Origin of the sequence: Micromonospora sp. NPDC000442 (assembly GCF_042898635.1) — a bacterium.
Classification (GTDB): domain Bacteria; phylum Actinomycetota; class Actinomycetes; order Mycobacteriales; family Micromonosporaceae; genus Micromonospora.
Genome location: NZ_JBIAYZ010000009.1, coordinates 88,388 through 110,028 on the forward strand (window position 1 = coordinate 88,388; position 21,641 = coordinate 110,028).

The window sequence follows — 21,641 nt, forward strand, 5'->3', positions numbered from 1 at the left end:
GTCCGCCGGACACCCACGGCCGCCCGACAGGCGGGCCAGCTCAGTGGTTGTTACGATCCGAGCGCCCCTACCCGCCCGCCACCGCGGAAGGCGTGATCGTTGCTGTCCCACGGTCGCAGACCCGAGACGCCGCCGCTGAGCATGTCCGTCGACCGGTCCAATCCTGACGCACCCGTGATCAAGGTCGTCGGTGATCTCGCCTACACCACCGCCGCGCCGCTACGAGCCGAGATCGACCGGTTGATGAGCACCGACCCCACCACTCTGGTGCTCGACTTCGGTGGCCTGCAGTTCATCGACAGCACCGGGCTCAGCGTCATCGTGCACTCCTGGCGCGAGGGGCAGCAGCGGGGCATCCGACTGCGGCTGCGGACGGTCCCCCGGTTCCTCGAGACCATCCTCGACATGACGGGGGTTACCGGCCTGCTGGCCCGCGAGCCGGACGATCAGGCTCCGGTCACCGCGTAGCGGCTGTCCGGAAACCTTCCACCCCGCGACTTGCGCCTGGCCGGCGTACTGGGAGCATGTACCCATGTCGGCACAGCTGTTGGTCATCGAGGTCGACCGGCACGACGCGGGAAAGGCCGAGTTGCGGCTGACCGGCGACCTCGACTTCGACAGTGCGCCGGAGCTCATCGACGTCGTGGCCACCCTGCGGCGCGACGGCTACCAGCAGTTCGTCATCGACCTCAGCGGTGTGGGGATGTGCGACTCCTCCGGGTTGAGCGCGTTCGTGGTGGCCTACCGGGGTGGTTCCGTGCCCCTGCGGCTGACCGGTGTCAACCCCACGCTGCGCCAACTGTTGGACCGCACGGGCCTCGCCGAGTTGCTGGAGCTGTCCCTGGCCGCCGGGAGCGATGACGTGCAGGCCGCCGGCTGACCTGCCCGGGCCACCCGAAGGGGTGGCCCCCGACCCTGGGACCAGGGGTCGGGGGCCGGAGGATGGCTCAGGGGGCCGGAACCGGATACCGGCCCGTGCGCTGGGACTGCGTGGTCGGCTCCGCGTCCTCCGGCGGCCCCGAATCCGGAGTCTTGAACAGATAGCGGACGAACTCCGCACCTGTCCCGTCGTCCTGCTCTCCGGGCCACTGGCCGGCGCAGTCGACGCCGATCACCTCGCGACCGCCGCCGTCGGCCTCCTCCAACAACGCCCACAGGCTCACCGGGTAACAGCGGGTCTGTTCAGGCTCCAGCCGCCACCGGGCGTACCAACCGGGTCGGGCGGGGACGATCTCGACTATCCGCTTCATCACGACCTTCCCTTCCGCCGTGCCTCGGAAGATCTCCGGTCCACCGCGATCGTCGGCCCCGCCCGGGTGACGGGACCTCACCCCGGCCGAATGAAGCCTCGTCGACGTCGGCGACGGCACACTGCCCGCGCCGACCCGATCGTTTCGCCCCGCGGCGGCCGGGAAGGCCATCGACGAAGTCAGGAAACACCAGCGGAAGCGAGGTGCGCACCATGCGTAAGCAGATGGAGGGCGACAACCAGCGCCGCCGGGCGCTGGCCCGCCAGGCCCGGGAACGCGGCATGCGGGCCGCCGACACCGGCGCCAGCCTGAGCGCGTCCAAGCAACTCACCCACCTCGACCAGAACAAGCGGGCCGGCCCCGCGCCGGCCGGTGGCCGCCACAAACCGGACACCACGCGCGGCGGTCCCGCTCCCCCGGCGGCCGGTTCCCCGCAGGCCCCCCGGCCCCGCCCGGAGCCGGGTGCGCAGGCACCGGGGGTCATCACGATGGGCTACCGCGACCTGGTCGAGGACGTCGTTCGCCGCGCCGGGGTCGATTTTCGCACCGCCAAGGTCGGGGTCGAGTCGACGGTGCTCGTGCTGGCCTGGGCCCTGGAGGCCGGCGAACGCCGCCGTCTGCTGGAGGCAGTGCCCGCCTCCCTGCACGATGTGGTCCCGGTGGACGGCATCGAACGGCACCAGGACCTGAGCGGCTTCCTGTCCGAGGTGGGTCGGATCAGCGGTCGAAGCCCGGAACAGGCGCGCTATCAGGCCGAGGCGACCCTCGCCGCGCTCGCCGAGCACGACGGTGACCTGATCGAGTCGCTGCACGTACCGGATGAGCTGCGACAGCTGCTCGACCGGCCGCCGGCCGGCGGCGGCGTGGTCGGCCCGGTCAGCGCGCTGCCGCCGTTGTCGGCGGCCGAGCTACGTACGGCCCTGGCCGACCTGCCCTACTGGTCCGGTGACCGCACCGCGCTGTCCCGGACCCTGGAGTTGCCGCCGGGCAACCTGGACCGGGTGTTGGACCGGCTCGATCTCCTTCGCCAGCAGACCGGCCGCGGACCACGGATCGGCCGCGCCGACCCGGCGACCGCCGTGCTGACCGTGACCTCCGGCAACGCCGGGGCGGTGACCGCGATGGACATCGACCTGGCACACACGGTCGATGACGCCATCGACGAGGCGGGGGCCGGAATGGCCGCCGGCTGAGCCGTCGGAGATCAGCTGTGCGGTCGTGGGTGCACCCACGACCGCACGGCCGTACCAGCCGGTGGGTCTGAGGTCAGCGGACCCGCACCGGCATCTCGGGCGACGAACTCTCCAGCGGTACGGCGGTGGCGGAGATCAGTCCGAGCTGTGCCGCCGACCGGGGCAGCGCGGCGTCGAGGAACCAGTCCGCGCTCACCCTGGCCCGGTTGCCGGGCATCGCGAGCAGGTGGTAGCCACGGGTGACCGCCTTGGCGGGCAGGCCCGACAGTGGCACCTTCAACGGATTCGCCGCGGCCTGCTTGCCGCCCAGGTCGACCACCCAACCGAGATCGTGGTGCTTGTACGGCCGACGGCGTCCCTGTCCGTACGAGGCGGCGATGTTGTGCGCGGCCAGTTTGCCCTGCCGCTGCGCGTGCTGGGCGGTCATCGTGCAGATCTCACCGGGCCGAGTCAGATCGGGCACCGCGGCGGCGTCGCCGCAGGCGTAGACCTCGGGGAACCCGGGGACGTTGAGGTACTCGTCGACGACCAACCGCCCCTTCTCGGTCCGCAGGCCCAGTTCCGCCACGAACGGGTCGGGGCGTACGCCGACGCACCAGACCAGCGAACAGGTGGGCACGTACTCGCCGTCGGTCAGCTTGACCCCGTCGGAGGTGGCGACCGCCACCGAGGTACCCATCCGAACGTCGACCCCGCGTCGTCGCAGGACCTTGTCGGCGGTGACCGACATCCGTCGGTCCAGCTCCGGCAGCACGCGGGGGGCGACGTCCAGCAGCATCCACCGCGGTCGGATCTTGAGCCGGGGGTGCTGGGCGGCCAGTTCGTCGGTGAACAAGATGCCGTGCGCGGCCACCTCGGTACCGGTGTATCCGGCACCCACCACCACGAACGTGGCGCGTGCCTGCTGCTCCGCCGGGTCCTCTGCCTGCTCGGCCAGTTCGATCTGCCGGACCACGTGATCGTGCAGGTAGAGCGCCTCGGGCAGGCCGCGGAAGCCGTGGGCGTACTCGGTCACGCCGGGAATGGGCAGCAGCTTGTTCACGCTGCCGACGGCCAGGACCAACCGGTCGTACGCCAGCCGGTTGCGGTCGCCCTCCGGCTGGGTGAAGCCGACCCACCGGTTCTGCAGGTCGACGCTGTCGGCCTCGCCGATCACCACCCGTACGCCGTCCAGGGTGCCGGACAGCGGCACCGCGATCCGGCCCGGCTCCACCACCCCCGCCGCCACCTCCGGCAGCAGCGGGAGATACAGGAAGTAATCCGTCGAGTTCAGCACGACGATCTCGGCTCGGCCGCGGGCCAACCGGCTCAACGTCTTCGCCGCGTGGTACCCGGCGAACCCGGCCCCCACGATCACCACACGAGGCTTCGTCATTTCGGCCCGGTTCCCGTCATGAGCGCCGGCAAACTTCACCCACCCCGCCGATCGAGCACTTCTCGTCGGGACAGACCGGCACCAAGGGGAGATATTGGCGACCGAAAGTGCACGATCGCGGGGGTTCTAGCGTGGTTGGTCGGGTGGCATCGGGAACTGGAGGAAGGTGGTGCCGCGCAGGTCGAGCCAGGCGCGGTCGGGGGCGCGGACCAGCCGCACCATCACCTCGACGCAGGTGGGGCAGCGGCCCACCAGGCCGGGAGCGTGCGAGTAGACCCGCAGCCCGGCCATCGGACCGGTGGTGCCGCAGTGGGCGCACCGGGCGGTGGCGCTGCTCAGGTCGACCGCGAACACCTCCCCCATCGGACCGTCGAGCATGTTGCCGTCCACGTAGGGCAGCGCGGTCATCCGCGGTCTCCTCTCAACCGGTCGGGCCGAAACGTTCGGTGCGTACCCGCCGCGCCGGGTGGCCCAGCCCGACGAGCAGATCGGAGACGGCCTCCACGAAACCTGTGGGCCCGCAGACGTACACCAGCGGCTCCAGCTCCGGTGGCCAGCCGTGGGTGTTGACGTCGGCGAGGCCGAGCCGGTGCGGTTCGCCGCGCCAGCCGTCGGGCGCCTGCCGGGTGTACACGTAGGCCACGTCGAGGCCGGCGTCGTCGCGTACCCGGCGCCGTAGCTCGTCGGCGTAGAAGCCGTCGTCGGGGGTGCGGACGGAGTAGATCAGCCGGAACGGGGCCCGGCTTCCGGCCGCCCGCCGGGCTCTGATCATGGCCATCAACGGCACCACCCCCGATCCCCCGGCGATGAGGAGCACCGGTTCGGTCTGCTGTGGCCGCCAGACGAACCAGCCGCCGATCGGGCCGCGCACCTCGACCGGGTCACCCTCGCGGTAGGCGTCAACCAGGAACGGCGACACCTCGCCGTCGGACACACGCTGGACGGACACCTCGATCCGGTCACCGTCGGCGGGGGCCGCCAGCGAGTACGACCGGGCGGCCTGGTACCCGTCCGGCGCGGTCAGCCGGATGTCGACATGCTGGCCGGGCAGGTGGGCCGGCCAGCCCGGCACCTCCAGCACCAGGGTCCGCGCGGAGGGCGTCTCGACCCGGTGCTCCACCAACCGGGCCGCCCGCCAGCTCATCCGGCCGCTCAATCGCCCTGGTACCGCTGCTCACGCCACGGGTCGCCGTAGTCGTGGTAGCCGGCGGTCTCCCAGAAACCCGGGGTGTCCTCGACGGTGAGGTGGATGCCCCGCACCCACTTGGCGGACTTCCAGAAGTAGAGATGGGGAACGATCAGCCGCGCCGGCCCGCCGTGCTCGGCCGGCAGGTCGTCGCCGTCGTAGGTGTGCACCAGCCAGGCCTGCCCGTCGCGCAGGTCCTCCAGCGGAAGGTTCGTGGTGTAGCCACCGTAGGAGTGGGCCAGGGCGTAGTCGGCGGCGGTGTCCACGCCGTCGAGCAGGGTGTCCAGCGAGACGCCGCGCCAGCTGGTGCCGAGCTTGGACCACCTGGTGACGCAGTGGATGTCGACGGTCGGCGTCTCCTGCGGCAGCGCCATCATCTCGTCCCAGCTCCACCGGTACTCCGTACCGGTCTCGGTGCTGATCACGAACTCCCACTGGTCCCGCGGCACCCGCGGGGTCGGGCCGGCGGAGAGCACGGGAAAGTCCGGCGTCAGGTACTGGCCGGGAGGCAGATCCGGCGCCTCGGCGCGGGGTCGGCCCTGGAAGCCCGGTGTGACGATGCCCACCGCTCAGTCCTACCACGCCCCGCGCCACGACGGACGCGTTCGCCCGGCCAGGGTTGGTAGTCGCCCGGACCGACGCCGGTCACTTCCGCTCGGTGACGACTTCCTTGGAGCCCGGCACCACGTTACGGGTCGCCCGCAGGCTGGTGAAGGTGACCACGGCCAGCACCACGACAATGACGCCGAGGGAGATCTCGGTGGGAATCACCGGCACGCCCTCCCAGATGCCGTGCGCCCAGTGCAGGCCGAGCTTGACCCCGATGAAGGCCAGGATGATCGCCAGGCCGTAGGTGAGGTGGACCAGGCGGCTCAGCGCCGCGTGCAGCACGAAGTAGAGCGCCCGCAGGCCGAGCAGGGCGAAGGCGTTGGTGGCGAAGACCAGGTACGGGTCCTCGGTGATGCCGTACACGGCCGGCACCGAGTCGACGGCGAAGACCACGTCGGTGGCGAGCACCGCCACCACCACCAGTGCGAGCGGGGTGAGGGCCCGGCGCCCGTCGACCCGCACCGTCATCTTGGTGCCGTGGTACTCGTGGACCACCGGCATGAAGCGGCGTAGCAGACGCACCGAACGCATGGTCCCGATGTCCACCGACTGCTCGTGCCCGGTGAACGCGTCGCGGAGCAGCTTCGCCGCGGTGAACAACAGGATCAGCGCGAAGATCAGGAAAGCGAAGTCCAGGGTCTGCAGGGCGGCGGCGCCGAGGGCGATGAAGATGCCGCGCAGCACCAATGCGCCGGTGATGCCGAACAGCAGCACCCGCTGGGCAAGCACGGTCGGCACCGCGAAGGCCGCCAGCAGCAGCATGAACACGAAGAGGTTGTCCACCGACAGTGACTTCTCGACGAGGTAGCCGGCGAGATAGTCGATGCCCTCCTGCCGTCCGTACTGGGACCAGACCCAGGCGCCGAAGGCCAGTGGCAGGGCTATGTAGAAGGCAGACCAGCCCAGCGCTTCCTTGAGTGACACCTCGTGCGGGCGACGCGTCACCACGAAGTCCAGCACCAGCAGGGCGAGCACGCCAAGTATGGTGATCGCCCACAGCGAGGGCGTACCGATGGTCTGCAGGTCCGCCGCGACAGACAATTCGGACATGGGGCCTCCTCGAACACCGTGTCATGTTCGAGGTCTCCTTCACCCACGTTTCGTGGGCAACCACCCGAGGCGCGCTCCGGGCGCGCCGTACTGACCGGCATGGTTCGTGGGAAGTACTCCCCTCGTGCTGACAAGGTTAGGACAGCCGAATTCCGCCCGCCAGGCGGGGCGTTGTCGGACCCGGTGGCTTCGCTCACGGCCGGCGACCCGGCCGATCCCGAGGTGAGCGCCTATCGTGACCCGGTGACCGCAGACCTGGCGACCGGCCCGCTGGCCGGCGTACGAGTGGTGGAACTGGCCGGGATCGGCCCCGGCCCGTTCGCCGCCATGATGCTGGCCGACCTCGGCGCCGACGTGATCCGGGTCGACCGGGTCACCGAGGTGGACACCACGGCCTTCGGCACCGCGCACCCCGATCTGCTCAACCGGGGACGCCGCTCGATCGCGGTCGACCTGAAGTCCGCCGACGGACGCGAGGTGGTGCTGGCACTGGTCCGCCACGCGAACGCCCTCATCGAGGGGTTCCGGCCCGGCGTCACCGAGCGGCTCGGTGTGGGCCCGGCCGACTGCCACGCGGTCAACCCGGCCCTGGTCTACGGCCGGATGACCGGGTGGGGCCAGGACGGCCCGAACGCCCCGTACGCCGGGCACGACATCGACTACCTCGCGCTGACCGGTGCGTTACACGGCATCGGACGGGCCGGAGAGCCTCCGGTACCACCGATGAACCTGCTCGGCGACTTCGGCGGCGGCGGCATGATGCTCGCCCTGGGTGTCGTCTCCGCGCTGTACGCGGTGCGCGGGGGCGCCACCGGTCAGGTGGTCGACGCGGCCATCGTGGACGGCGTCGCCGTGCTCAGCACCCAGATCCACGCTCTGCACCAGCTCGGCATGTGGCGCAACCCGCGCGGGGTCAACCTGCTCGACGGCGGTGCCCCCTTCTACGACACCTACGAGTGCGCCGACGGTCGATACCTCGCCGTCGGCGCACTGGAACCACGCTTCTACGACGAACTGGTCCGGCTCACCGGCTTCCCGCTCCCGCCGGACGAGCCGATCGACCGGACCGACCCGGCGAACTGGCCGGCGTTGCGGGCCGCCTGGGCGCGCCTGTTCCGCACCCGTACCCGCGACGAGTGGGCGACGCTGCTCACCGCCTCCGATGCCTGCGCCGCGCCGGTACTGGACTGGCAGGAGGCACCGGAGCACCCGCACCTGGCGGCCCGGGAGACGTTCCTGCTTCGCGACGGGGTCGTCCAGCCGGCTCCGGCACCCCGGTTCTCCGCCACCCCGGCCGCGATCCGCCGGCCGCCGCCCTGGCCGGGCGAGCACACCGACGAGATTCTCGGCGAGGCCGGCTTCGACCGGGACCGGATCAGCCGGCTGCGCGCCGACGGAACGATCGGCTGAGTTCGGACTGTGCACGTGGCCGGCGCCCACGACCCAGGTGCGACCGCCGCTGGGCCGGAATGCGGCAGCCCGCTCAGTGGCGCCGCAGCGTCGCGCCGGGCGCCAGGGCGGGCTCGACCATGTCGCGGTAGTCGCGGGGCAGTTGGACCACCAGTTCGTCGAACTCACCGCCGGTAACCGCCTCCCGGAGCGTCGTGAAGACCGCGCGGGCCGCGTCCCGGGCGGCCGGCTCCGCCACCCCGGCGCGGACGGCGACCCGGGCGACGAACTCGGCGGCGCCGAACCGCTCCGCCGCCTCGATGTCCGGTGTCGGGCGCATCGGCAGCCGCAGCGGGGCGGGCAGCTGCATGGCCAGGTCCAGCACCTCGCCACCGGTCAGCCGCTCGGCCAGCGTCTCCAGCGTCGCTCGGATCAGTTCCGCCGCCCGTGACGACGAGGTAGCGGTGCGCTGGGCGACCTGGTCGACGAACGTGTCGTAGTTCATCGCGTACCCCCTCCGGCCGGCGCTTACCCATCCGCCCGGCGCGGAAACGGCGACCGCTTTTCGTCGGACTCGGCGCGTGAGCGGCCCCGGGTCGGGTATCCGCGCCCGGTCGTGGCCGGATCGAAGCCCGGGAGGAGCCGACACCATGGCGAGTTACACCGACGTCCTGCAGTACCTGTCCAGCCTGGATTACCCCGCCGGGAAGGACGAGGTGGTAAGCGAGGCCGAGCGGGAAGGCGCGCCGCCGGACGTGCTGCAGGCCCTGCGCGCCCTGCCTCCGGTGGATTACGCCAACGGCAACCAGGTGGCGCGGTCGGCCGGCATCGACGCGGCTCCCGAGATCACCGACGCGCAGCGCGGCGCGCAGGGACGTGACAAACGGCACCAACGGGTGTCACAGCACCTGCGCAGCATCTAGAGCACCCGGGCTGGCCCGCCGGCAACCGGGCCGGCTGTCTACCCGCCCGTAGACAGGGGGGCGCCCCGGCCGCGAACCGCTGCCGGGGGCGCCCCTGCGTAACCGCCTGCCCTGGCGACGGTGCGCCCGAACCGGGTCGCGGCCACCAGGCGGCCGACAGCCACCCGAACCGGGTGGCTGCGTGTTACTGCGATCAGCTTACCGCACGCCATCAGCCGAACGGACAGTGGGTGCCGACAAAGGGCCTCATCCCGTCAGCTCGGCATATCGCCCCTCCAGGTCGACCCGGGCGAGCGCACCGACCAGCCAGGCGAGCTGCTCCGACTCGCGGCCACCGGCCAACCCGGCGAGATCCTCGGCGGAGCGGCCCAACCCGAGTCGCCGCGCCGCCGTCAGCGCCCGCCGGTCGGCCACCGGCGCAACCTCGCCCCACAGCGCCTGCACCTCGCGCAGGAACAGGTCCGCGACCTGGTCGTCCACCCCCGGAAGGGCGGTGAGCAGTGCCCGCTCACGGGTCGGGTCGCGGCGCGCCGCCGAGCGCAGCCGCCGCAGGTCACCCCGGTACCGTTCGACGACCGTCCGGGCCAGCTCGCCCAGCAGGTCGGCCAACGCGTCGACGTCACCGCGCTGGCCGCTGTCGCGCAGCGCCCTGACCCGGTCGGAGTGTGACGAACCGGACAGCCTGGCAGCGCTGTCCCAGCCCGCGTCGGGCAACGCGTGCGCGCCGTCGAGGGCGCGCCGGAAATCTCCCCGACGGGCGAGCAGCACCGCCAGGCAGAGCACCTGGAACAGGCTGGACGGGTTGTTGGTGACCCGGAAGCCGTACTGCTCGGCGAAACCCCGGCCACTGCCGGCGAGCCGTCGCGCCAACCGCTTCTTGTCCTCGATCGTGGAAACCGTGGTGGGCATGAGCGGCTGTTACCCGCGCCCAGGGTGAGTAGGCCGGGTTTCCGGGCTGCCTGGGCACAGACCTCAGTTGCGGTCCAACGTCAGTACGCGCACCCCTGAGTCCAGAACGGCGGCGTCCACGTGGGTGAACAAGGTGGGCGGGAAGGGACCGGCGAACATCGGGACGGTACCGATCACGGAGGGGTGCTGCTTGGTGTTGATCGTCGGTTGATTCCGGGCCGGCCCCGGGGTCACCGGGTGCCCAGCAGCCGCGCCAGGTCGCCTTCCAGCTCGGCGCGGCTGCGTTGCTGCCCCTCGATCGCGGTGAGTTCGGCGAGGAGCAGGCCGTCGAGGAGGGCGAGTGCGGAGTCGGCAACCTCCCGTGGGCGCGCCACGCCCTGCTCGCTGAGTCGCTGCTCGATGGCACCACGCACCCGGTGGGTGCCGGCCGCCAGGAACGCGCGCAGTTCGGGACGGCGTACGGATTCGAGTACGAGCTCGTATCGGGCGAGGAGCCGGTCCCGGTCGGTGGCGAGCAACTGGTCGGCCACGCGCGCGAGGTCTGCCGCGAGCGTCCCGGCGGCTGCGGGTGCGAGGGCCGCCTCGTCCAGCTCGGCCAGCCGGTCGACGGCCGCCCGGAGCAGGTCCGCCCGGGTGCGGAAGTAGTAGGAGGTCGAGCCGATCGGAAGCCCCGCCTCCTTGTCGACGGCCCGGTGGGTGAGTCCACGTCCACCGGCCCTGGCCAGCGTGGTGATCGCCGCGTCCGCGATCACCGTCCGACGTTCGGTCGCCATGGGCCCCCTCCCTGCTCTACAGGTGTAGAGTAGCATTCCTCGACACCTGTAGAGGAGGAGTCCATGCCGAACGACTACGTGGTGCACGTCCTCGTACTCGGCCTGGCCACCACGGCAGCGTTCAGCCCACCCACGCGACCACGGCGACTGGCGCGGGCCGCCTTCCTGGCCGGGATGGTCGTGAACGAGGTGCCCCACCTGGTGCTGACGCTGCTCGCGGTCTCGACCGCCGCGGCGATCTGGAGCGGGGACCTGCGCCGCGACGTGTTGTCGGGCGTCCTGCTGGCCGGCGCGGCCGCTACCGCGGTGATGCTTGTCGCGTTGACCCGCCGAGCCATCCGTTCGGGATCCGTCGCTGGTGCCGCGCTGCGAGCGGCCGGCATCGACCGCGCGCCGGCGCGGCGAAGCCGGTGGCGCACGGCCCTCACTCCGCTTCCGTTGCGACCACGCTCCGTGCAGCGGCTGCGCAACCTGCGCTACGGCGATCACCGGCGCCAGCGCCTCGACGTGCTGCGGCGCCGGGACCGACCCACGGGTGGCCCGCTGCTGGTCTACTTCCACGGCGGCGGCTACTTCTCGGGCAGCAAGAACTGGGAGGGGCGCGGCCTGCTGCACCACCTCGCCGCGCGCGGATGGGTGTGCGTGAGCGCGACGTACCGGCTCCGCCCCGGGGCCGGCTTCGAGGAGCACCTGGCCGACGCGGACACCGCGGTTGCCTGGGCAAGGACGCACGCCGCGGAGTACGGCGCGGACGCGTCGACGATCGTGCTGGCGGGCAGCTCCGCAGGCGCCCACCTGACCTCCCTGTACGCGCTACGCGCGGCCCCGGCCGAGCGCCCTGCCGCGGCGGTCTGCCTCTACGGCTACTACGGCCGCTACTACGGCCGCAGCGCCCCGGAGACTGTCGCGTCGACCCCGTTCGCACTGCCGGCAGCCGACGCACCGGCCTTCCTGATCGCGCACGGAAGCCTCGACAACTACACCTCCCCCGCCACGGCGCGCGAACTGGCGGACAAGCTGCGGGCCGAGTCGTCGCAACCGGTGGTCCACGTCGAACTGCCCGGCGGCCAGCACGCGTTCGACCTCGTCTCCTCCTGGCGGCTGACCGCTGTCATCGACACCCTGGACGCAATGCTGGCCGACATCGGCGTGGGCGCGGGACGTCAGCTGGAGGCGTCGTGAAGGTGCTGATCGCCGGAGGGCTGCTCGACCCCTTGGTGCGCGACCTGGATCATCCCGCCTGACCTGCCAGCAATTCACTTGTGAAAGCCGCCGGAACGGTCGCGGGCCTTGAGCCGGACGGTGGGCAGGGCCGGTGCGGGCAGCGGCGGATCCGGGTCGTCGGCGACGACCCCGAACCGCCGCCCGGCCATCCAGTCCTCCCGGGCGGCGACGATCTCGTCGTGGTCCCGACCGACGAAGTTCCACCACATCACCAACGGCTCCTCGAACGGTGTGCCACCGAGCAGCATCAACCGGCTACCCGGCTCACCATGCAGGCGCAGCACGTCCCGCCCGGCGCCGAGCCAGAGCAGCGCCCCGGGCGCCAGCGGCTGGCCGTCGACCTCGCCGGCACCGTCGAGGACCAGCAGCGCGTACTCGAAGTCACGCCGCAGCGGCAGCTCGGCCGGTGTCGGTCCGGCCAGTTCCAGTTGCGCGCCGAGCAGCGGGGTGTGCACCCGGGCCGGCGAGCGTTCCCCGGCGAGTTCCCCGACCAGCAGGGTGACGTCGAGGTCCCCGTCCTGCCACCGGGGTAGCTCGGCGTGGTGGGCGAAGTCGGCCGCGCCGGCTCGCGCCTCGTCCGGCAACGCCACCCACAGCTGCACCCCGTGCATCAGGGGCGGATGCTGCGCCGGTGAGCGTTCGGAGTGGGCGATGCCGTGGCCCGAGGTCATCACGTTGAGTTGGCCGGGGCGGATCGGCTGCTGGTTACCGAGGCTGTCGCGGTGCAGGATCTCGCCATCGAGCAGCCAGGACACGGTCTGCAGGCCGGTGTGCGGATGCGGCGGCACCTCCATGCCGGGCCGTCGGGCCACATCGTCGGGGCCGAAATGGTCGACGAAGCACCACGCCCCGACCAACCGGCGGGTGCGCTGCGGCAGCAGCCGGCGCACCGTGGTGTAGCGGCCCAGCGGCACATCGTGGCCGGGCAGCAGCACGCTGCCCGGATCGACCGTCGCCACACCGGGCGGACGGGTCTCGGCTGGCATCGCCTCGGCACGCTCCACGGTTCGACTCTACGCCCGCCCCGGTCGCCCGCCCGCTCGTCAGCGAGCGGGTGCTCCCGCGAGAGGGTTCAGCCGCCGCGTACCGTCACCACGTTGGCACCGGCCACCAGGTCCAGGAAGATCCGATTGGCGGCCCGGTCCCAGCCCGGCGAGCCGAGCACCGTGCCCGGTGCGAGGCCGTCGCGGCGCTCGCCGTACACCTCGACGGCACCGGCACCGGAGCCCGCCCGGACGCGCACCGGCACGCCGTCGGTGACGGTGACGTCGAACTGGTTGACCCCACCGGTTACCCGCACCACGAGCAGCCCGTCGACGCGGGGCAACCGGAGGTCGGTCCGGGTCGCGCCACCCACCAGCTCCAGTCCGGACAGCCGGGCGGCGCTCAGGTCCATCCGTCGCTCGGCAGCCCCACCGGTTAGTCGCAGATCCCAGGACACCCGGGCGTTCAGCAGCACCTCGACCGTGCCCGGCTGCTCGCCGATCCGCTCGATCCGCAGCGACACCCGGTCGCCAACCAGCTCAGGACGTGCGCGCGAGCCGGACGCGGCAGGGCTGACCACGCGGTACAGTTCCTCACCCAGCTCCGTGACCCGCACATCGACGCGGTCCACTCCGTCGACCAGCTCGAAGCTGGCCCGCCGTCGGTCGTTCAACGGCGCGGTCCGCACCTCCTCGGGGCTCTCCTTCGCGGCCCGGGCGGCACCGCCCAGTCCGCTGGCGTCGTCCGGCGCGGCGGTCGCGCTGGCCACCGAGTCCGTTCCGCCGGAGAAGACCCGGCCGAGCCGGTGCGGGTCGGAGAGGATCACCACGACGGCGACCGCCCCGAGGCCCAGCACCAGCACCGCGGCGGCGACCAGCAGCCGGGCAGCCGGGGACCAGATCGGTCGGTCCGGTACTGGTTCCCCGGTGCCGCTGGGCGTCGCCGGTGACACCTCGACCTCGATCAGCGGCACCGGGGCTGACCCGGGTCGTGTTCGATCCTGTCCGTCCTGCACCGATCCGGCCATCGGTCTCCCCTTCCACGGTCCCCTACCGAGGGGTACGCGCCAGAAGGCGGGACGGATCAGTCGACCGGGCGCCGAACCCGTGCCTGAGCTGGTCCCCGACCGTCGATGAACCGGACGGCGGTGACGAACCGTATCCGAGGACGGTCGGCGCGACGCCGCCGAGGTCCGGCAACGGCGCCGGGCCTGAACCGGAAGGGACGTGTCGGTGATGCCGGAGACGGTCGAGTCGGTGTTCGCCAGTGTGGTCGCCCGCAACCCGGGTGAGCCCGAGTTCCACCAGGCCGTACGGGAGGTGTTGGAGAGCATCGGGCCGGCCCTGGCCCGACACCCGGAGTACGCGCAGGCCCGGATCATCGAGCGGATCTGCGAGCCGGAACGGCAGATCATCTTCCGGGTGCCCTGGGAGGACGACCGGGGTCGGATCCGGGTGAACCGGGGCTTCCGGGTCGAGTTCAACAGCGCCCTCGGCCCGTTCAAGGGTGGGCTGCGCTTCCATCCCTCGGTGTACCTGGGCATCGTCAAGTTCCTCGGCTTCGAGCAGGTCTTCAAGAACGCGCTGACCGGGCTGCCGATCGGCGCCGGCAAGGGCGGCGCGGACTTCGATCCCAAGGGGTGCTCGGACCGCGAGGTGATGCGGTTCTGCCAGAGCTTCATGACCGAACTGCACCGGCACATCGGGGCGCAGACGGACGTGCCGGCCGGTGACATCGGGGGTGGGCGGCCGGGAGATCGGTTACCTGTTCGGCCAGTACAAGCGAATCACCAACCGGTACGAGTCGGGTGTGCTGACCGGCAAGGGCCTGTCGTACGGCGGCGCGCAGGCGCATACCGAGGCCACCGGATACGGCGCGGTGTTCTTCGCCGAGGAGATGCTGCGGCAGACCGGGGACGGCCTGGACGGCAAACGGGTGGTGGTCTCCGGCTCCGGCAACGTGGCCATCCACGCCATCGAGAAGGTCCACCAGCTCGGCGGGACGGTGGTCGCCTGCTCCGACTCCACCGGCTACCTGCTCGACGAGAAGGGCGTCGACCTCGACGTGTTGCGGGAGCTGAAGGAGCGGCGGCGCGGCCGGCTGGCGGACTACGTGCTGGACGTGCCGCACGCGGTGAGCGTCGCCGACCGTACCCCCTGGGAGGTGCCGTGCGACCTGGCCCTGCCCTGCGCGACGCAGAACGAGATCGGCGGCGCGGAGGCCGCCCAACTGGTCGCGGGCGGCTGCGCCGTGGTGGTGGAGGGGGCGAACATGCCGACCACACCCGAGGCGGTACGCATCCTCGGTCGGGCCGGCGTGCGGTTCGCGCCCGGCAAGGCGGCCAACGCCGGTGGCGTGGCGGTCAGCGCCCTGGAGATGCAGCAGAACGCCAGCCGGGAGTCGTGGACCTTCGCGGAGTCGGAGCAGCGGTTACGGGAGACCATCCGGGACGTCCACGCCCGGTGCTGGGCGACGGCGGAGGAGTACGGCCTGCCGGGCGACTACGTGGCCGGGGCGAACATCAACGGGTTCCGCCGGGGCGCCGAGGCGATGCTGGCGCACGGTGTGGTCTAGGGCGGGGCAGACAGGTACCGGTGCCCGTCGGAGGGAGCGGCGGGCACCGGGTACCTTCGTTCTCCGGGCCCTGCCCGGAATCGTGGATCAGTTCGCGCCACCCGCACCGAAGCGGTTGCGCCGCCGCCAGGCCACCGTGCCGAGCAGCAGGACGGCCCCGGCGGCGACGAGCCCGCCGCCGACCTTCATCGGCGTGTCCAGGCTGCTGCCGGTGACCGGCAGGTGCGGCTTCTTCTTGTGCAGCACCCGCAGCTGGCTCGAGGCGGTACGCCCGGACTCCCGCCCGGTCGAGGTGAAGGTGAGCAGGCCGGTCACCGACGGCGTGTACCGCCGGGTGAAGACCCCTTCGGAGTTGGTTCGGGCGGTGAAGCTCAACGGCGCGCTGGCTTGGAAGGCCACCGGCGTCATGGCGACGGCGCTGCCGTCGCTGCGCCGTGCCGTACCGGCGGCCGGCGCGGCCAGCGGCGTCACCGAGACGACGATGTCCACCGTCTCGTTCGGCCCGAAGTTGCGGCCGCTCAGGATCACCGTCTCACCGAGGAAGATGGTGGGTCGGTTCACCGTCAGCGACGCCAGCACCGGCGGATAGGGCGGTGGCTGGGGCGAATCGGTGACTGTTGGCGACGGCTGCGGCTGCGGTTGCGCCGCCCCCGCCGCAGCCGGCACGGCCACCACGGCCAGACCGACCGTGAGCGCCATGATGATGCGGGATAGCCGCATGGTTCGTTCCCTCCTACTGAGAACAGCTTGGTGCGGTAACAACATGGGTGGTCCATAGGGTGGCGGTCGGGGTCAGCCACAGCTCGGCCGTACCGCTCTCCGTCTTGCCGGTCAGCATCGCGACCTCCAACGTGCGGGTCCCGCCCGGTCCGATCTCGACGTTCACGGTGGCGACCTGCCGCCGCCGCTCGGTGCCGTTGCCCACCGAGGTCTCGGCACCGTCGATCCGGGTGTCGAGCACCGCCCCGCCGGTCGGGCCGTACACCGACACGAGCGTCCGGACGGTGTACGGGTCGCCGGCCCGGCCGAGGCCGAGAACCGACTCGCTGAGCCCCGAGGCCGGTGCGGTGGACCGGAGCGTCACCCGAAGGCTCAGCTCACGGCGGCCGTCGGCGTGGCAGTCGCCTACCGTCAGGTCGGCGGTCTGCCGCAGGTAGTAGCCGAGCTTCGCGCCGCTGCCGTCGTTGAGGAACACGCCGACCGTCGGCACGGTGTCCTGTTCCGGAAGCGTCCCGGCCATCCGGCTGTCGCCGAATGTCCGCTGTTCCTCCGGTCGGGCACTCCAGAACAGTATCCGACGTTCCTGTATAGAGCGGTTGAATACGGACAACAACCCATTCGGGTGGATGTTCCGTGCAAAAAGCGTGTCGAAGACGGTGGCCGCAGCGCCCGCGAAGAAGTTGTCCTGTTCACTCGGATCCATCCGCTGGTAGGTGTCGCTGAGCAGGGTGCGGACCGCGTTCTCGGCGCTCAACGCCACCCCGCCCGGCACCCGCACCGGCCCGGTGGCCTTCAGCAGGTACGACAGCACCACCGGGTCGACGGCCAGGACGCCGTCCACCTGCTCCCCGCTGTGCCGCCGGTACATCTCCCGGTAGAGCGCGGCCGCGGTCGGAAAGTGCGGGCTGAGGTTGACGTCCGCCGGATAGATGCCGGGCAGCTCCCCCCACAGGGCACGCACCTCGGCGGGGACCTTCACGGGCTGCACGAACCGACCGAGGCTTGAACTGCTGCCCTGGGCACCCATCTTGACCCGGCCCTTGTTCGCCTCGATGACCGCGTACGCGCCGAACATGCCGCCGGTCGCGCGCAGCTCCGCGGAGTTCTGCGAAACCAGCAGGTACCGTCGCGGTCCGTCCACCCCCAGCAACGGCGGCAACAGGCGGCTCGCCCGGTCCGCCGCCGAGGTCATCGCGGCCAACCGGTCGATCTCGCCACGCAGCTCCGCCAGGGCGCGCCGGACCTGCCCGACCAGCCGGTCACCGGAGACCTCGGCCAACTCCGTGCGGGTCCGCTGCACCGTGGCGTGCACCGCGACCAGATCGTCGGTGACGGTACGCAGGCCGTTGAGGTCCAGCCGACCCTCCTGAGGGACCAGCCCGCCGAGGTCCACGCGGAGCAGCGCCGGGAACGCCTGGCGGGCCAGGTCGTCGATGGCGATGGCGATCTGCCGGACCGCGGTGAGGTTCGCCCCGGCAACCGGAGCCTGTCGGCCGAGCCACCATCCGGGGTCCCCGGTGGCCCGCCGCGCCGCGCCGGACTGCTCCTGCAACGCGGCGAGGGTCCGCTGGGCGCGTGCGGTGTCGCCACCGACCAGATGGGCGCTCAGTTCACCGGCCAGGCCGGCGGCGTTGACCAGGTGAGCCCGCGCCTGCCAGCCGCGGAGACCAACCCAGCCGCTGAGACCCAGCACCAACGAACCGACCACCAACGTGGTCAGCAGGATGCGACGCAGTCGGGCGCGCCGACGGCGGCGGGACCGGCTACGCCGCCGTCGAGGGCTCTCGCTCTCCGACACATCACACCTCTTTCCGAAAACGGACAGAAGACCACATTGTTCTTAACACCTAACGACTAATTGAGTGCGTTAATGACGGGATCAGGCGTTACGAGAGGCCCGCTCGGCTTTCGGCATCACGCCTGGTTCCGATGGCCGCCGCCTCGCGCAGCAACTCCTCGATCCGGTCGACGCCCGACGGCAGCGACATCTCCCGGAGGTACGCGTCCCGACCGCGCCGGCCCATTTCGGCCCGCGCCGGCGGCGGGATCTGCGCCGCCAGCCAGAGCCGGTCCGCCAGGCTGGCCCAGTCCTCCGGCGGGCAGGACAGCCCCGCCCGGGCCCGTTCGACCAGGGTCGCGGTGTCGCCGCCGGCCGAGGCGACCACCGGTGCGCCGCAGGACAGGGCCGCCTGGAGCTTGTCCGGCACGCTGCTGCGCAACTCCGGCAGGTCGCGCACCATCACCAACTGGTAGTCGGCGGCGGCGTACAGCTCAGGCATGTCCAACGGGGAGCGCCGGTCCACGAACCGGACGTTGTCGGCCCGCAGGTCGGCGGCGAGGCCCCGCACCCGCCGCTCGTCGGAGCCCGAGCCGACCAGGACCAGGTCAACGGTCTCGCCCAGGGCCGCCGCCGCGCGTACCGCCGTGTCCAGTCCCTGCCGTGCGCCGATGGTGCCGGCGTGCATCACGATGCACCGCTCGTCCCGGCGGACCAGCCGCCGGGCGGCCGGACTGGCCGACACCGGACGGAAGATCCGCTCGTCGGTCCAGTTGAGCACCACCCGGACCCGCGCCTGGTCGATCCCGTCCGCCACCACCGCCCCCCGCAGCGAGGGCGTGGTGACCGCGACCCGGCTGGCGGCGCGGTAGGTCCGGAGCGTGGCCGCCCGCACCCGTGCCGCCCACCGGCCGTCGTCGACGGCTTCGGGGACCTGTTCAGTCCAGACGTCCGGCACGTGCAGCACCAGCGGCACCGGGCCGAGCAGGCGTAGCAGGGCCGCCGAGGCGAACGCGGCGGCCGGCGGCTGATGCACGTACAGCACGTCCACACCGGCCAGGAAGCGGCGACCCACAAGCGCCGCGCTGCCGGCGAAGGAGAGCCAGGAGGCCATCCGGCCGCGTACGGTGGCGTCGCCGGTGCTGTACCGGGGCACCCGACGCACGGTCAGCCCCCGGCTGCGGGTCTCGTGGTGCCAGCGCTGCCGCCAGCCCGGGTACACGTGCCCGCCCGGATAGTCGGGGAAGCCGGTGAGGACCCGCACCTCGTGACCCCGTGCGGCCAACTCCTCGGCGAGGCTGCCGGGGATGAACGCCGGCTCCGGTGGAAAGTGGTACGTCACCATCCCGATTCGCACCGGTACACCCCCGTCCCCACGCACCGGCTCGGCGCGCCGCCCGGGACCGGGAGCGCGACAACTGCGTACGATCTCGACATCCCCTCACCGGGCGGACGCCGCCGGCGACCGCCCATCGTCGCGGCGCCACCGCCCGCGACCGCGTCGTCCAGGGGGTTCCACATGCTCAGCGGGGTGCTGTTCGTCTGCCACGCCAACCTGTGCCGGTCACCGATGGCCGAGTACGCCGCCCGCCGCCTGCTCACCGGGCGGCCGGTGACGGTGGCCAGCGCCGGCACCGACGCAGTCGAGGGCCTGGCCATGCATCCGTACGCGGCGGCGATCGCCGCCGAGACCGGTGACGACCCGGCCTCGTTCCGCAGCCGGCGGCTACTGCCGGGACACCTCACCGGTGCGGTGCTGGTGCTGACCGCCACCCGGCGCCAGCGCTCCATCTGCACCACGCTGGCGCCGGCCGCGCTGCACCGGACGTTCACGCTGCGCCAGTTCGGCCGGCTCGCCGCCGCAGCCGAGCCGCCGCCGGACGAGCAGGACGATCCGGTACGGGCCGCGGTGGCCGCCGCCGCCCTGGCCCGGGGGCGGTTGCAGCCCGCCCCCGGGGACGCCGACGACCTGCGTGACCCCGTGGGGGGCACCCCGGAGGACTTCCGACGCTGCGCGGAGGAGATCGACCGGGCGCTGCGCCCCCTGGCCACGCTCATCGGGACAGCCGGGTGAGTTCCTGCGTGTGGTCGCTCACCTCGCCGGTGTGGGCCCGCTCGGCATGCCGGCCGCCCCGGCTCCGGTCCGTCGGCACCGACTGGCCACCGGTCGCGGCGGCGACCACCCGGTAGGCCTCGTACTGGTACGCCTCGGCCTTTGGCACCCGGGCCATGTTCAGCACGCAGCCGAGCAGCCGCACCGAGACCGAGTGCAGGGCCCGGGCGGCCGCGGCCACCTGGGCCCGCGAGGTACGTCCCTGCTGGGTGACCAGCAGCGCGCCGTCGGCCTGCACGGCCACCACCACACCATCGGTGACCGCGAGCAGCGGCGCGGTGTCGATGATGACGATGTCGGCGGATTCACGGAGGGCAAGCAGCAGGTCCGACATGGCCTTGGAACCGAGCAGTTCGCTCGGGTTGGGCGGCGCCGAGCCGCTGGGCAGCACGAGCAGCGACTTGTCTCCCCAGCGCTGGACCACGTCGCCCACCTGCACGTCGCCGACGAGCACGTCGGTCAGCCCCACCCCCGGGTCGATGCCCAGGTAGTCGCCGACCTTCGGTCGGCGCAGGTCGGCGTCGACAAGCAGGACCCGCCAGCCCGCCTCGGCCAGGGCGATCGCCAGGTTGCACGACAGGGTGGTCTTGCCTTCCCCCTGCAGGGCGCTGGTGACCGCGATGACCCGGGCCGGCTCGTGCACGTCGACGAAGCGCAGGTTCGTCCTCAGCTTGCGGACGGCCTCGGCCCGCGCCGAGGTGGCGGCATCGCCGACGATCAGTGGGGCCGACCGCGCGCTGGCGTCGATCGGGATCTCACCGAGCAGCGGGCTGCCGGTCACCCGCTGCAGCCCGGCCGCGTCGCGCAGCCGGACGTCGGCCATGCCGCGCAGGATCGCCAGACCGACGCCGGCCAGCAGGCCGAGCAGGGCGCCGATCACGGTGTTGCGTACCGGCTGCGGCGACACCGGCGTCGGGGTCACCCGTGGCCCACTGACCACCTCGATCTTGATCGGCCCAGGGCTGCCGTCCGGCCGCGTCTCGACATTCTGCACGAGTTCGACGAACTTCGCCGAGAGCGCCTCGGTCACCCGCAACGCCCGGGTCTGGTCGGTGTCGGTCACCGACGCCCGCAGCAGCACGGTGCCGGTCTCGGTGGAGGTGCTGACCCGACGCTGGATCTCCTCGGCGGTCAGCCCGAGCTGGTTGTCGGCCACCGCGGCCTGCGCCAACCGGTCACTTGTCAGCAGCTCCGCGTAGGACTTCACCCGCTGCTGGAGGAAGAGCCCGCCCTGGTAGGCGTCGGTGACGCCCTGGCTCGGCGTGGTGACGAAGAAGGTGACCGAAGCGACGTAACGAGGCTGGGCCCGCACGGTGACCAGCGCGGTCACGCCCAGGGCCACCATGAGGGTGACCAGGACGATCCACCAGTGCCGGCGCACCAGGCGTAGTTGGCGGTACAGGTCCATCAGGCGGGCCTCCGTACCGGGCCGGTAACGCCAAAGAACTTCACGAAAACCCCCAAGGTCGACTCAATCTCGTGAAACCATTAAAGCGGCTCATGCGGCTTATGTCCGGAGTTAGGTATTTTCTCGATGGCGGATCGTGCCCGCAGTGACCAACCGGAGCGGCGGTCTGTCGGAATCGCTCCGA

At 72.0% G+C, this 21,641-nt stretch carries 22 protein-coding genes and 1 pseudogene; 8 read left to right on the forward strand and 15 right to left on the reverse strand.

Annotation, left to right across the window (positions count from 1 at the left end):
• The first annotated feature begins 141 nt into the window (after positions 1-141).
• Both ACFY2A_RS16515 and ACFY2A_RS16520 read left to right on the forward strand, forming a co-directional pair.
• Entirely contained in the window at positions 142-468 is a 327-nt protein-coding gene (locus tag ACFY2A_RS16515) for an STAS domain-containing protein (protein ID WP_387172769.1), read from the forward strand.
• Between the two features lie 64 nt (positions 469-532).
• Positions 533-880 carry an STAS domain-containing protein gene (locus ACFY2A_RS16520; RefSeq protein WP_363919629.1) on the forward strand — a complete coding sequence of 116 codons (348 nt, stop codon included), beginning with the start codon at positions 533-535 and terminating at the stop codon, positions 878-880.
• Positions 881-947: 67 nt separating this feature from the next.
• On the opposite strand, the gene ACFY2A_RS16525 is transcribed toward ACFY2A_RS16520, so the two are convergent.
• Positions 948-1,250: a hypothetical protein gene (locus tag ACFY2A_RS16525; RefSeq protein WP_363919631.1), complete on the reverse strand. Its 303-nt coding sequence runs from the start codon at positions 1,248-1,250 to the stop codon at positions 948-950.
• Between the two features lie 212 nt (positions 1,251-1,462).
• Between ACFY2A_RS16525 and ACFY2A_RS16530 the strand changes: the two genes are divergently transcribed.
• A complete protein-coding gene (locus ACFY2A_RS16530; protein ID WP_387172416.1) occupies positions 1,463-2,443 on the forward strand; it encodes a DUF2267 domain-containing protein in 981 nt (326 codons plus the stop codon).
• Positions 2,444-2,516: 73 nt separating this feature from the next.
• Here ACFY2A_RS16530 and ACFY2A_RS16535 read toward each other — a convergent pair whose 3' ends face one another.
• The 5 genes from ACFY2A_RS16535 to ACFY2A_RS16555 all read right to left on the reverse strand — a co-directional run bounded on the left by ACFY2A_RS16535 (position 2,517) and on the right by ACFY2A_RS16555 (position 6,663).
• Positions 2,517-3,818, reverse strand: coding sequence for an NAD(P)/FAD-dependent oxidoreductase (locus ACFY2A_RS16535; protein ID WP_387172418.1), 1,302 nt, complete (start codon positions 3,816-3,818; stop codon positions 2,517-2,519).
• A gap of 126 nt (positions 3,819-3,944) precedes the next feature.
• Positions 3,945-4,226: a DUF6510 family protein gene (locus tag ACFY2A_RS16540; RefSeq protein WP_387172420.1), complete on the reverse strand. Its 282-nt coding sequence runs from the start codon at positions 4,224-4,226 to the stop codon at positions 3,945-3,947.
• 13 nt (positions 4,227-4,239) lie between these two features.
• On the reverse strand, positions 4,240-4,962 hold the full coding sequence (locus ACFY2A_RS16545) for a ferredoxin reductase (protein ID WP_387172422.1): 723 nt from the start codon (positions 4,960-4,962) through the stop codon (positions 4,240-4,242).
• A gap of 8 nt (positions 4,963-4,970) precedes the next feature.
• On the reverse strand, positions 4,971-5,570 hold the full coding sequence (locus ACFY2A_RS16550) for a sulfite oxidase-like oxidoreductase (protein ID WP_387172424.1): 600 nt from the start codon (positions 5,568-5,570) through the stop codon (positions 4,971-4,973).
• Positions 5,571-5,649: 79 nt separating this feature from the next.
• Entirely contained in the window at positions 5,650-6,663 is a 1,014-nt protein-coding gene (locus ACFY2A_RS16555) for a TerC/Alx family metal homeostasis membrane protein (RefSeq protein WP_363919643.1), read from the reverse strand.
• A 243-nt stretch (positions 6,664-6,906) separates the two neighbouring features.
• Here ACFY2A_RS16555 and ACFY2A_RS16560 point away from each other — a divergent pair, with 243 nt between their 5' ends.
• Entirely contained in the window at positions 6,907-8,073 is a 1,167-nt protein-coding gene (locus tag ACFY2A_RS16560) for a CaiB/BaiF CoA transferase family protein (protein ID WP_387172426.1), read from the forward strand.
• A 73-nt stretch (positions 8,074-8,146) separates the two neighbouring features.
• On the opposite strand, the gene ACFY2A_RS16565 is transcribed toward ACFY2A_RS16560, so the two are convergent.
• Positions 8,147-8,557, reverse strand: coding sequence for a DUF2267 domain-containing protein (locus tag ACFY2A_RS16565; protein ID WP_387172428.1), 411 nt, complete (start codon positions 8,555-8,557; stop codon positions 8,147-8,149).
• A gap of 145 nt (positions 8,558-8,702) precedes the next feature.
• On the opposite strand from ACFY2A_RS16565, the gene ACFY2A_RS16570 reads away from it, so the two are divergent.
• Entirely contained in the window at positions 8,703-8,975 is a 273-nt protein-coding gene (locus tag ACFY2A_RS16570) for a DUF2795 domain-containing protein (protein ID WP_363919649.1), read from the forward strand.
• 246 nt (positions 8,976-9,221) lie between these two features.
• Here the strand turns inward: ACFY2A_RS16570 and ACFY2A_RS16575 are convergent, their stop codons facing one another.
• Together ACFY2A_RS16575 and ACFY2A_RS16580 are read right to left on the reverse strand one after the other, a co-directional pair.
• Positions 9,222-9,884, reverse strand: coding sequence for a hypothetical protein (locus tag ACFY2A_RS16575; protein ID WP_387172431.1), 663 nt, complete (start codon positions 9,882-9,884; stop codon positions 9,222-9,224).
• Positions 9,885-10,114: 230 nt separating this feature from the next.
• Complete coding sequence (locus ACFY2A_RS16580; RefSeq protein WP_387172433.1) at positions 10,115-10,657, reverse strand: TetR/AcrR family transcriptional regulator; 543 nt, start codon at positions 10,655-10,657, stop codon at positions 10,115-10,117.
• Between the two features lie 63 nt (positions 10,658-10,720).
• Here ACFY2A_RS16580 and ACFY2A_RS16585 point away from each other — a divergent pair, with 63 nt between their 5' ends.
• Positions 10,721-11,839 (forward strand): alpha/beta hydrolase, encoded by a 1,119-nt coding sequence (locus ACFY2A_RS16585; RefSeq protein ID WP_387172435.1) that lies wholly within the window; start codon positions 10,721-10,723, stop codon positions 11,837-11,839.
• Between the two features lie 74 nt (positions 11,840-11,913).
• Here ACFY2A_RS16585 and ACFY2A_RS16590 read toward each other — a convergent pair whose 3' ends face one another.
• Together ACFY2A_RS16590 and ACFY2A_RS16595 are read right to left on the reverse strand one after the other, a co-directional pair.
• Complete coding sequence (locus ACFY2A_RS16590; protein ID WP_387172771.1) at positions 11,914-12,867, reverse strand: pirin family protein; 954 nt, start codon at positions 12,865-12,867, stop codon at positions 11,914-11,916.
• Positions 12,868-12,953: 86 nt separating this feature from the next.
• Positions 12,954-13,838, reverse strand: coding sequence for a hypothetical protein (locus ACFY2A_RS16595; protein ID WP_387172437.1), 885 nt, complete (start codon positions 13,836-13,838; stop codon positions 12,954-12,956).
• A 262-nt stretch (positions 13,839-14,100) separates the two neighbouring features.
• On the opposite strand from ACFY2A_RS16595, the pseudogene gdhA reads away from it, so the two are divergent.
• Positions 14,101-15,439, forward strand: a pseudogene (gene gdhA, locus ACFY2A_RS16600) (NADP-specific glutamate dehydrogenase).
• Between the two features lie 87 nt (positions 15,440-15,526).
• On the opposite strand, the gene ACFY2A_RS16605 reads toward gdhA, so the two are convergent.
• From ACFY2A_RS16605 to ACFY2A_RS16615, 3 genes are all read right to left on the reverse strand, one after another.
• Positions 15,527-16,159, reverse strand: coding sequence for a hypothetical protein (locus tag ACFY2A_RS16605; protein WP_387172439.1), 633 nt, complete (start codon positions 16,157-16,159; stop codon positions 15,527-15,529).
• Positions 16,160-16,172: 13 nt separating this feature from the next.
• On the reverse strand, positions 16,173-17,957 hold the full coding sequence (locus ACFY2A_RS16610; protein ID WP_387172441.1) for a DUF4012 domain-containing protein: 1,785 nt from the start codon (positions 17,955-17,957) through the stop codon (positions 16,173-16,175).
• 88 nt (positions 17,958-18,045) lie between these two features.
• A complete protein-coding gene (locus ACFY2A_RS16615; RefSeq protein WP_387172442.1) occupies positions 18,046-19,293 on the reverse strand; it encodes a glycosyltransferase family 4 protein in 1,248 nt (415 codons plus the stop codon).
• 162 nt (positions 19,294-19,455) lie between these two features.
• On the opposite strand from ACFY2A_RS16615, the gene ACFY2A_RS16620 reads away from it, so the two are divergent.
• The gene (locus ACFY2A_RS16620) at positions 19,456-20,010 is read left to right on the forward strand and encodes a low molecular weight phosphatase family protein (RefSeq protein ID WP_387172444.1); all 555 of its coding nucleotides are present in this window, start codon (positions 19,456-19,458) and stop codon (positions 20,008-20,010) included.
• Here the strand turns inward: ACFY2A_RS16620 and ACFY2A_RS16625 are convergent.
• A complete protein-coding gene (locus tag ACFY2A_RS16625) occupies positions 19,991-21,457 on the reverse strand; it encodes a polysaccharide biosynthesis tyrosine autokinase (protein ID WP_387172446.1) in 1,467 nt (488 codons plus the stop codon). The two genes, ACFY2A_RS16620 and ACFY2A_RS16625, sit on opposite strands and share 20 nt — an antisense overlap.
• Between the last annotated feature and the right edge of the window lie 184 nt (positions 21,458-21,641).

Coding starts and splice junctions, on each gene's coding strand:
- ACFY2A_RS16515 (WP_387172769.1), top strand. CDS start 142: ATGTCCGTCGACCGGTCCAATCCTGACGCACCCGTGATCAAGGTCGTC.
- ACFY2A_RS16520 (WP_363919629.1), top strand. CDS start 533: ATGTCGGCACAGCTGTTGGTCATCGAGGTCGACCGGCACGACGCGGGA.
- ACFY2A_RS16525 (WP_363919631.1), bottom strand. CDS start 1,250: ATGAAGCGGATAGTCGAGATCGTCCCCGCCCGACCCGGTTGGTACGCC.
- ACFY2A_RS16530 (WP_387172416.1), top strand. CDS start 1,463: ATGCGTAAGCAGATGGAGGGCGACAACCAGCGCCGCCGGGCGCTGGCC.
- ACFY2A_RS16535 (WP_387172418.1), bottom strand. CDS start 3,818: ATGACGAAGCCTCGTGTGGTGATCGTGGGGGCCGGGTTCGCCGGGTAC.
- ACFY2A_RS16540 (WP_387172420.1), bottom strand. CDS start 4,226: ATGACCGCGCTGCCCTACGTGGACGGCAACATGCTCGACGGTCCGATG.
- ACFY2A_RS16545 (WP_387172422.1), bottom strand. CDS start 4,962: ATGAGCTGGCGGGCGGCCCGGTTGGTGGAGCACCGGGTCGAGACGCCC.
- ACFY2A_RS16555 (WP_363919643.1), bottom strand. CDS start 6,663: ATGTCCGAATTGTCTGTCGCGGCGGACCTGCAGACCATCGGTACGCCC.
- ACFY2A_RS16565 (WP_387172428.1), bottom strand. CDS start 8,557: ATGAACTACGACACGTTCGTCGACCAGGTCGCCCAGCGCACCGCTACC.
- ACFY2A_RS16570 (WP_363919649.1), top strand. CDS start 8,703: ATGGCGAGTTACACCGACGTCCTGCAGTACCTGTCCAGCCTGGATTAC.
- ACFY2A_RS16575 (WP_387172431.1), bottom strand. CDS start 9,884: ATGCCCACCACGGTTTCCACGATCGAGGACAAGAAGCGGTTGGCGCGA.
- ACFY2A_RS16580 (WP_387172433.1), bottom strand. CDS start 10,657: ATGGCGACCGAACGTCGGACGGTGATCGCGGACGCGGCGATCACCACG.
- ACFY2A_RS16585 (WP_387172435.1), top strand. CDS start 10,721: ATGCCGAACGACTACGTGGTGCACGTCCTCGTACTCGGCCTGGCCACC.
- ACFY2A_RS16590 (WP_387172771.1), bottom strand. CDS start 12,867: ATGCCAGCCGAGACCCGTCCGCCCGGTGTGGCGACGGTCGATCCGGGC.
- ACFY2A_RS16605 (WP_387172439.1), bottom strand. CDS start 16,159: ATGCGGCTATCCCGCATCATCATGGCGCTCACGGTCGGTCTGGCCGTG.
- ACFY2A_RS16620 (WP_387172444.1), top strand. CDS start 19,456: ATGCTCAGCGGGGTGCTGTTCGTCTGCCACGCCAACCTGTGCCGGTCA.
- ACFY2A_RS16625 (WP_387172446.1), bottom strand. CDS start 21,457: ATGGACCTGTACCGCCAACTACGCCTGGTGCGCCGGCACTGGTGGATC.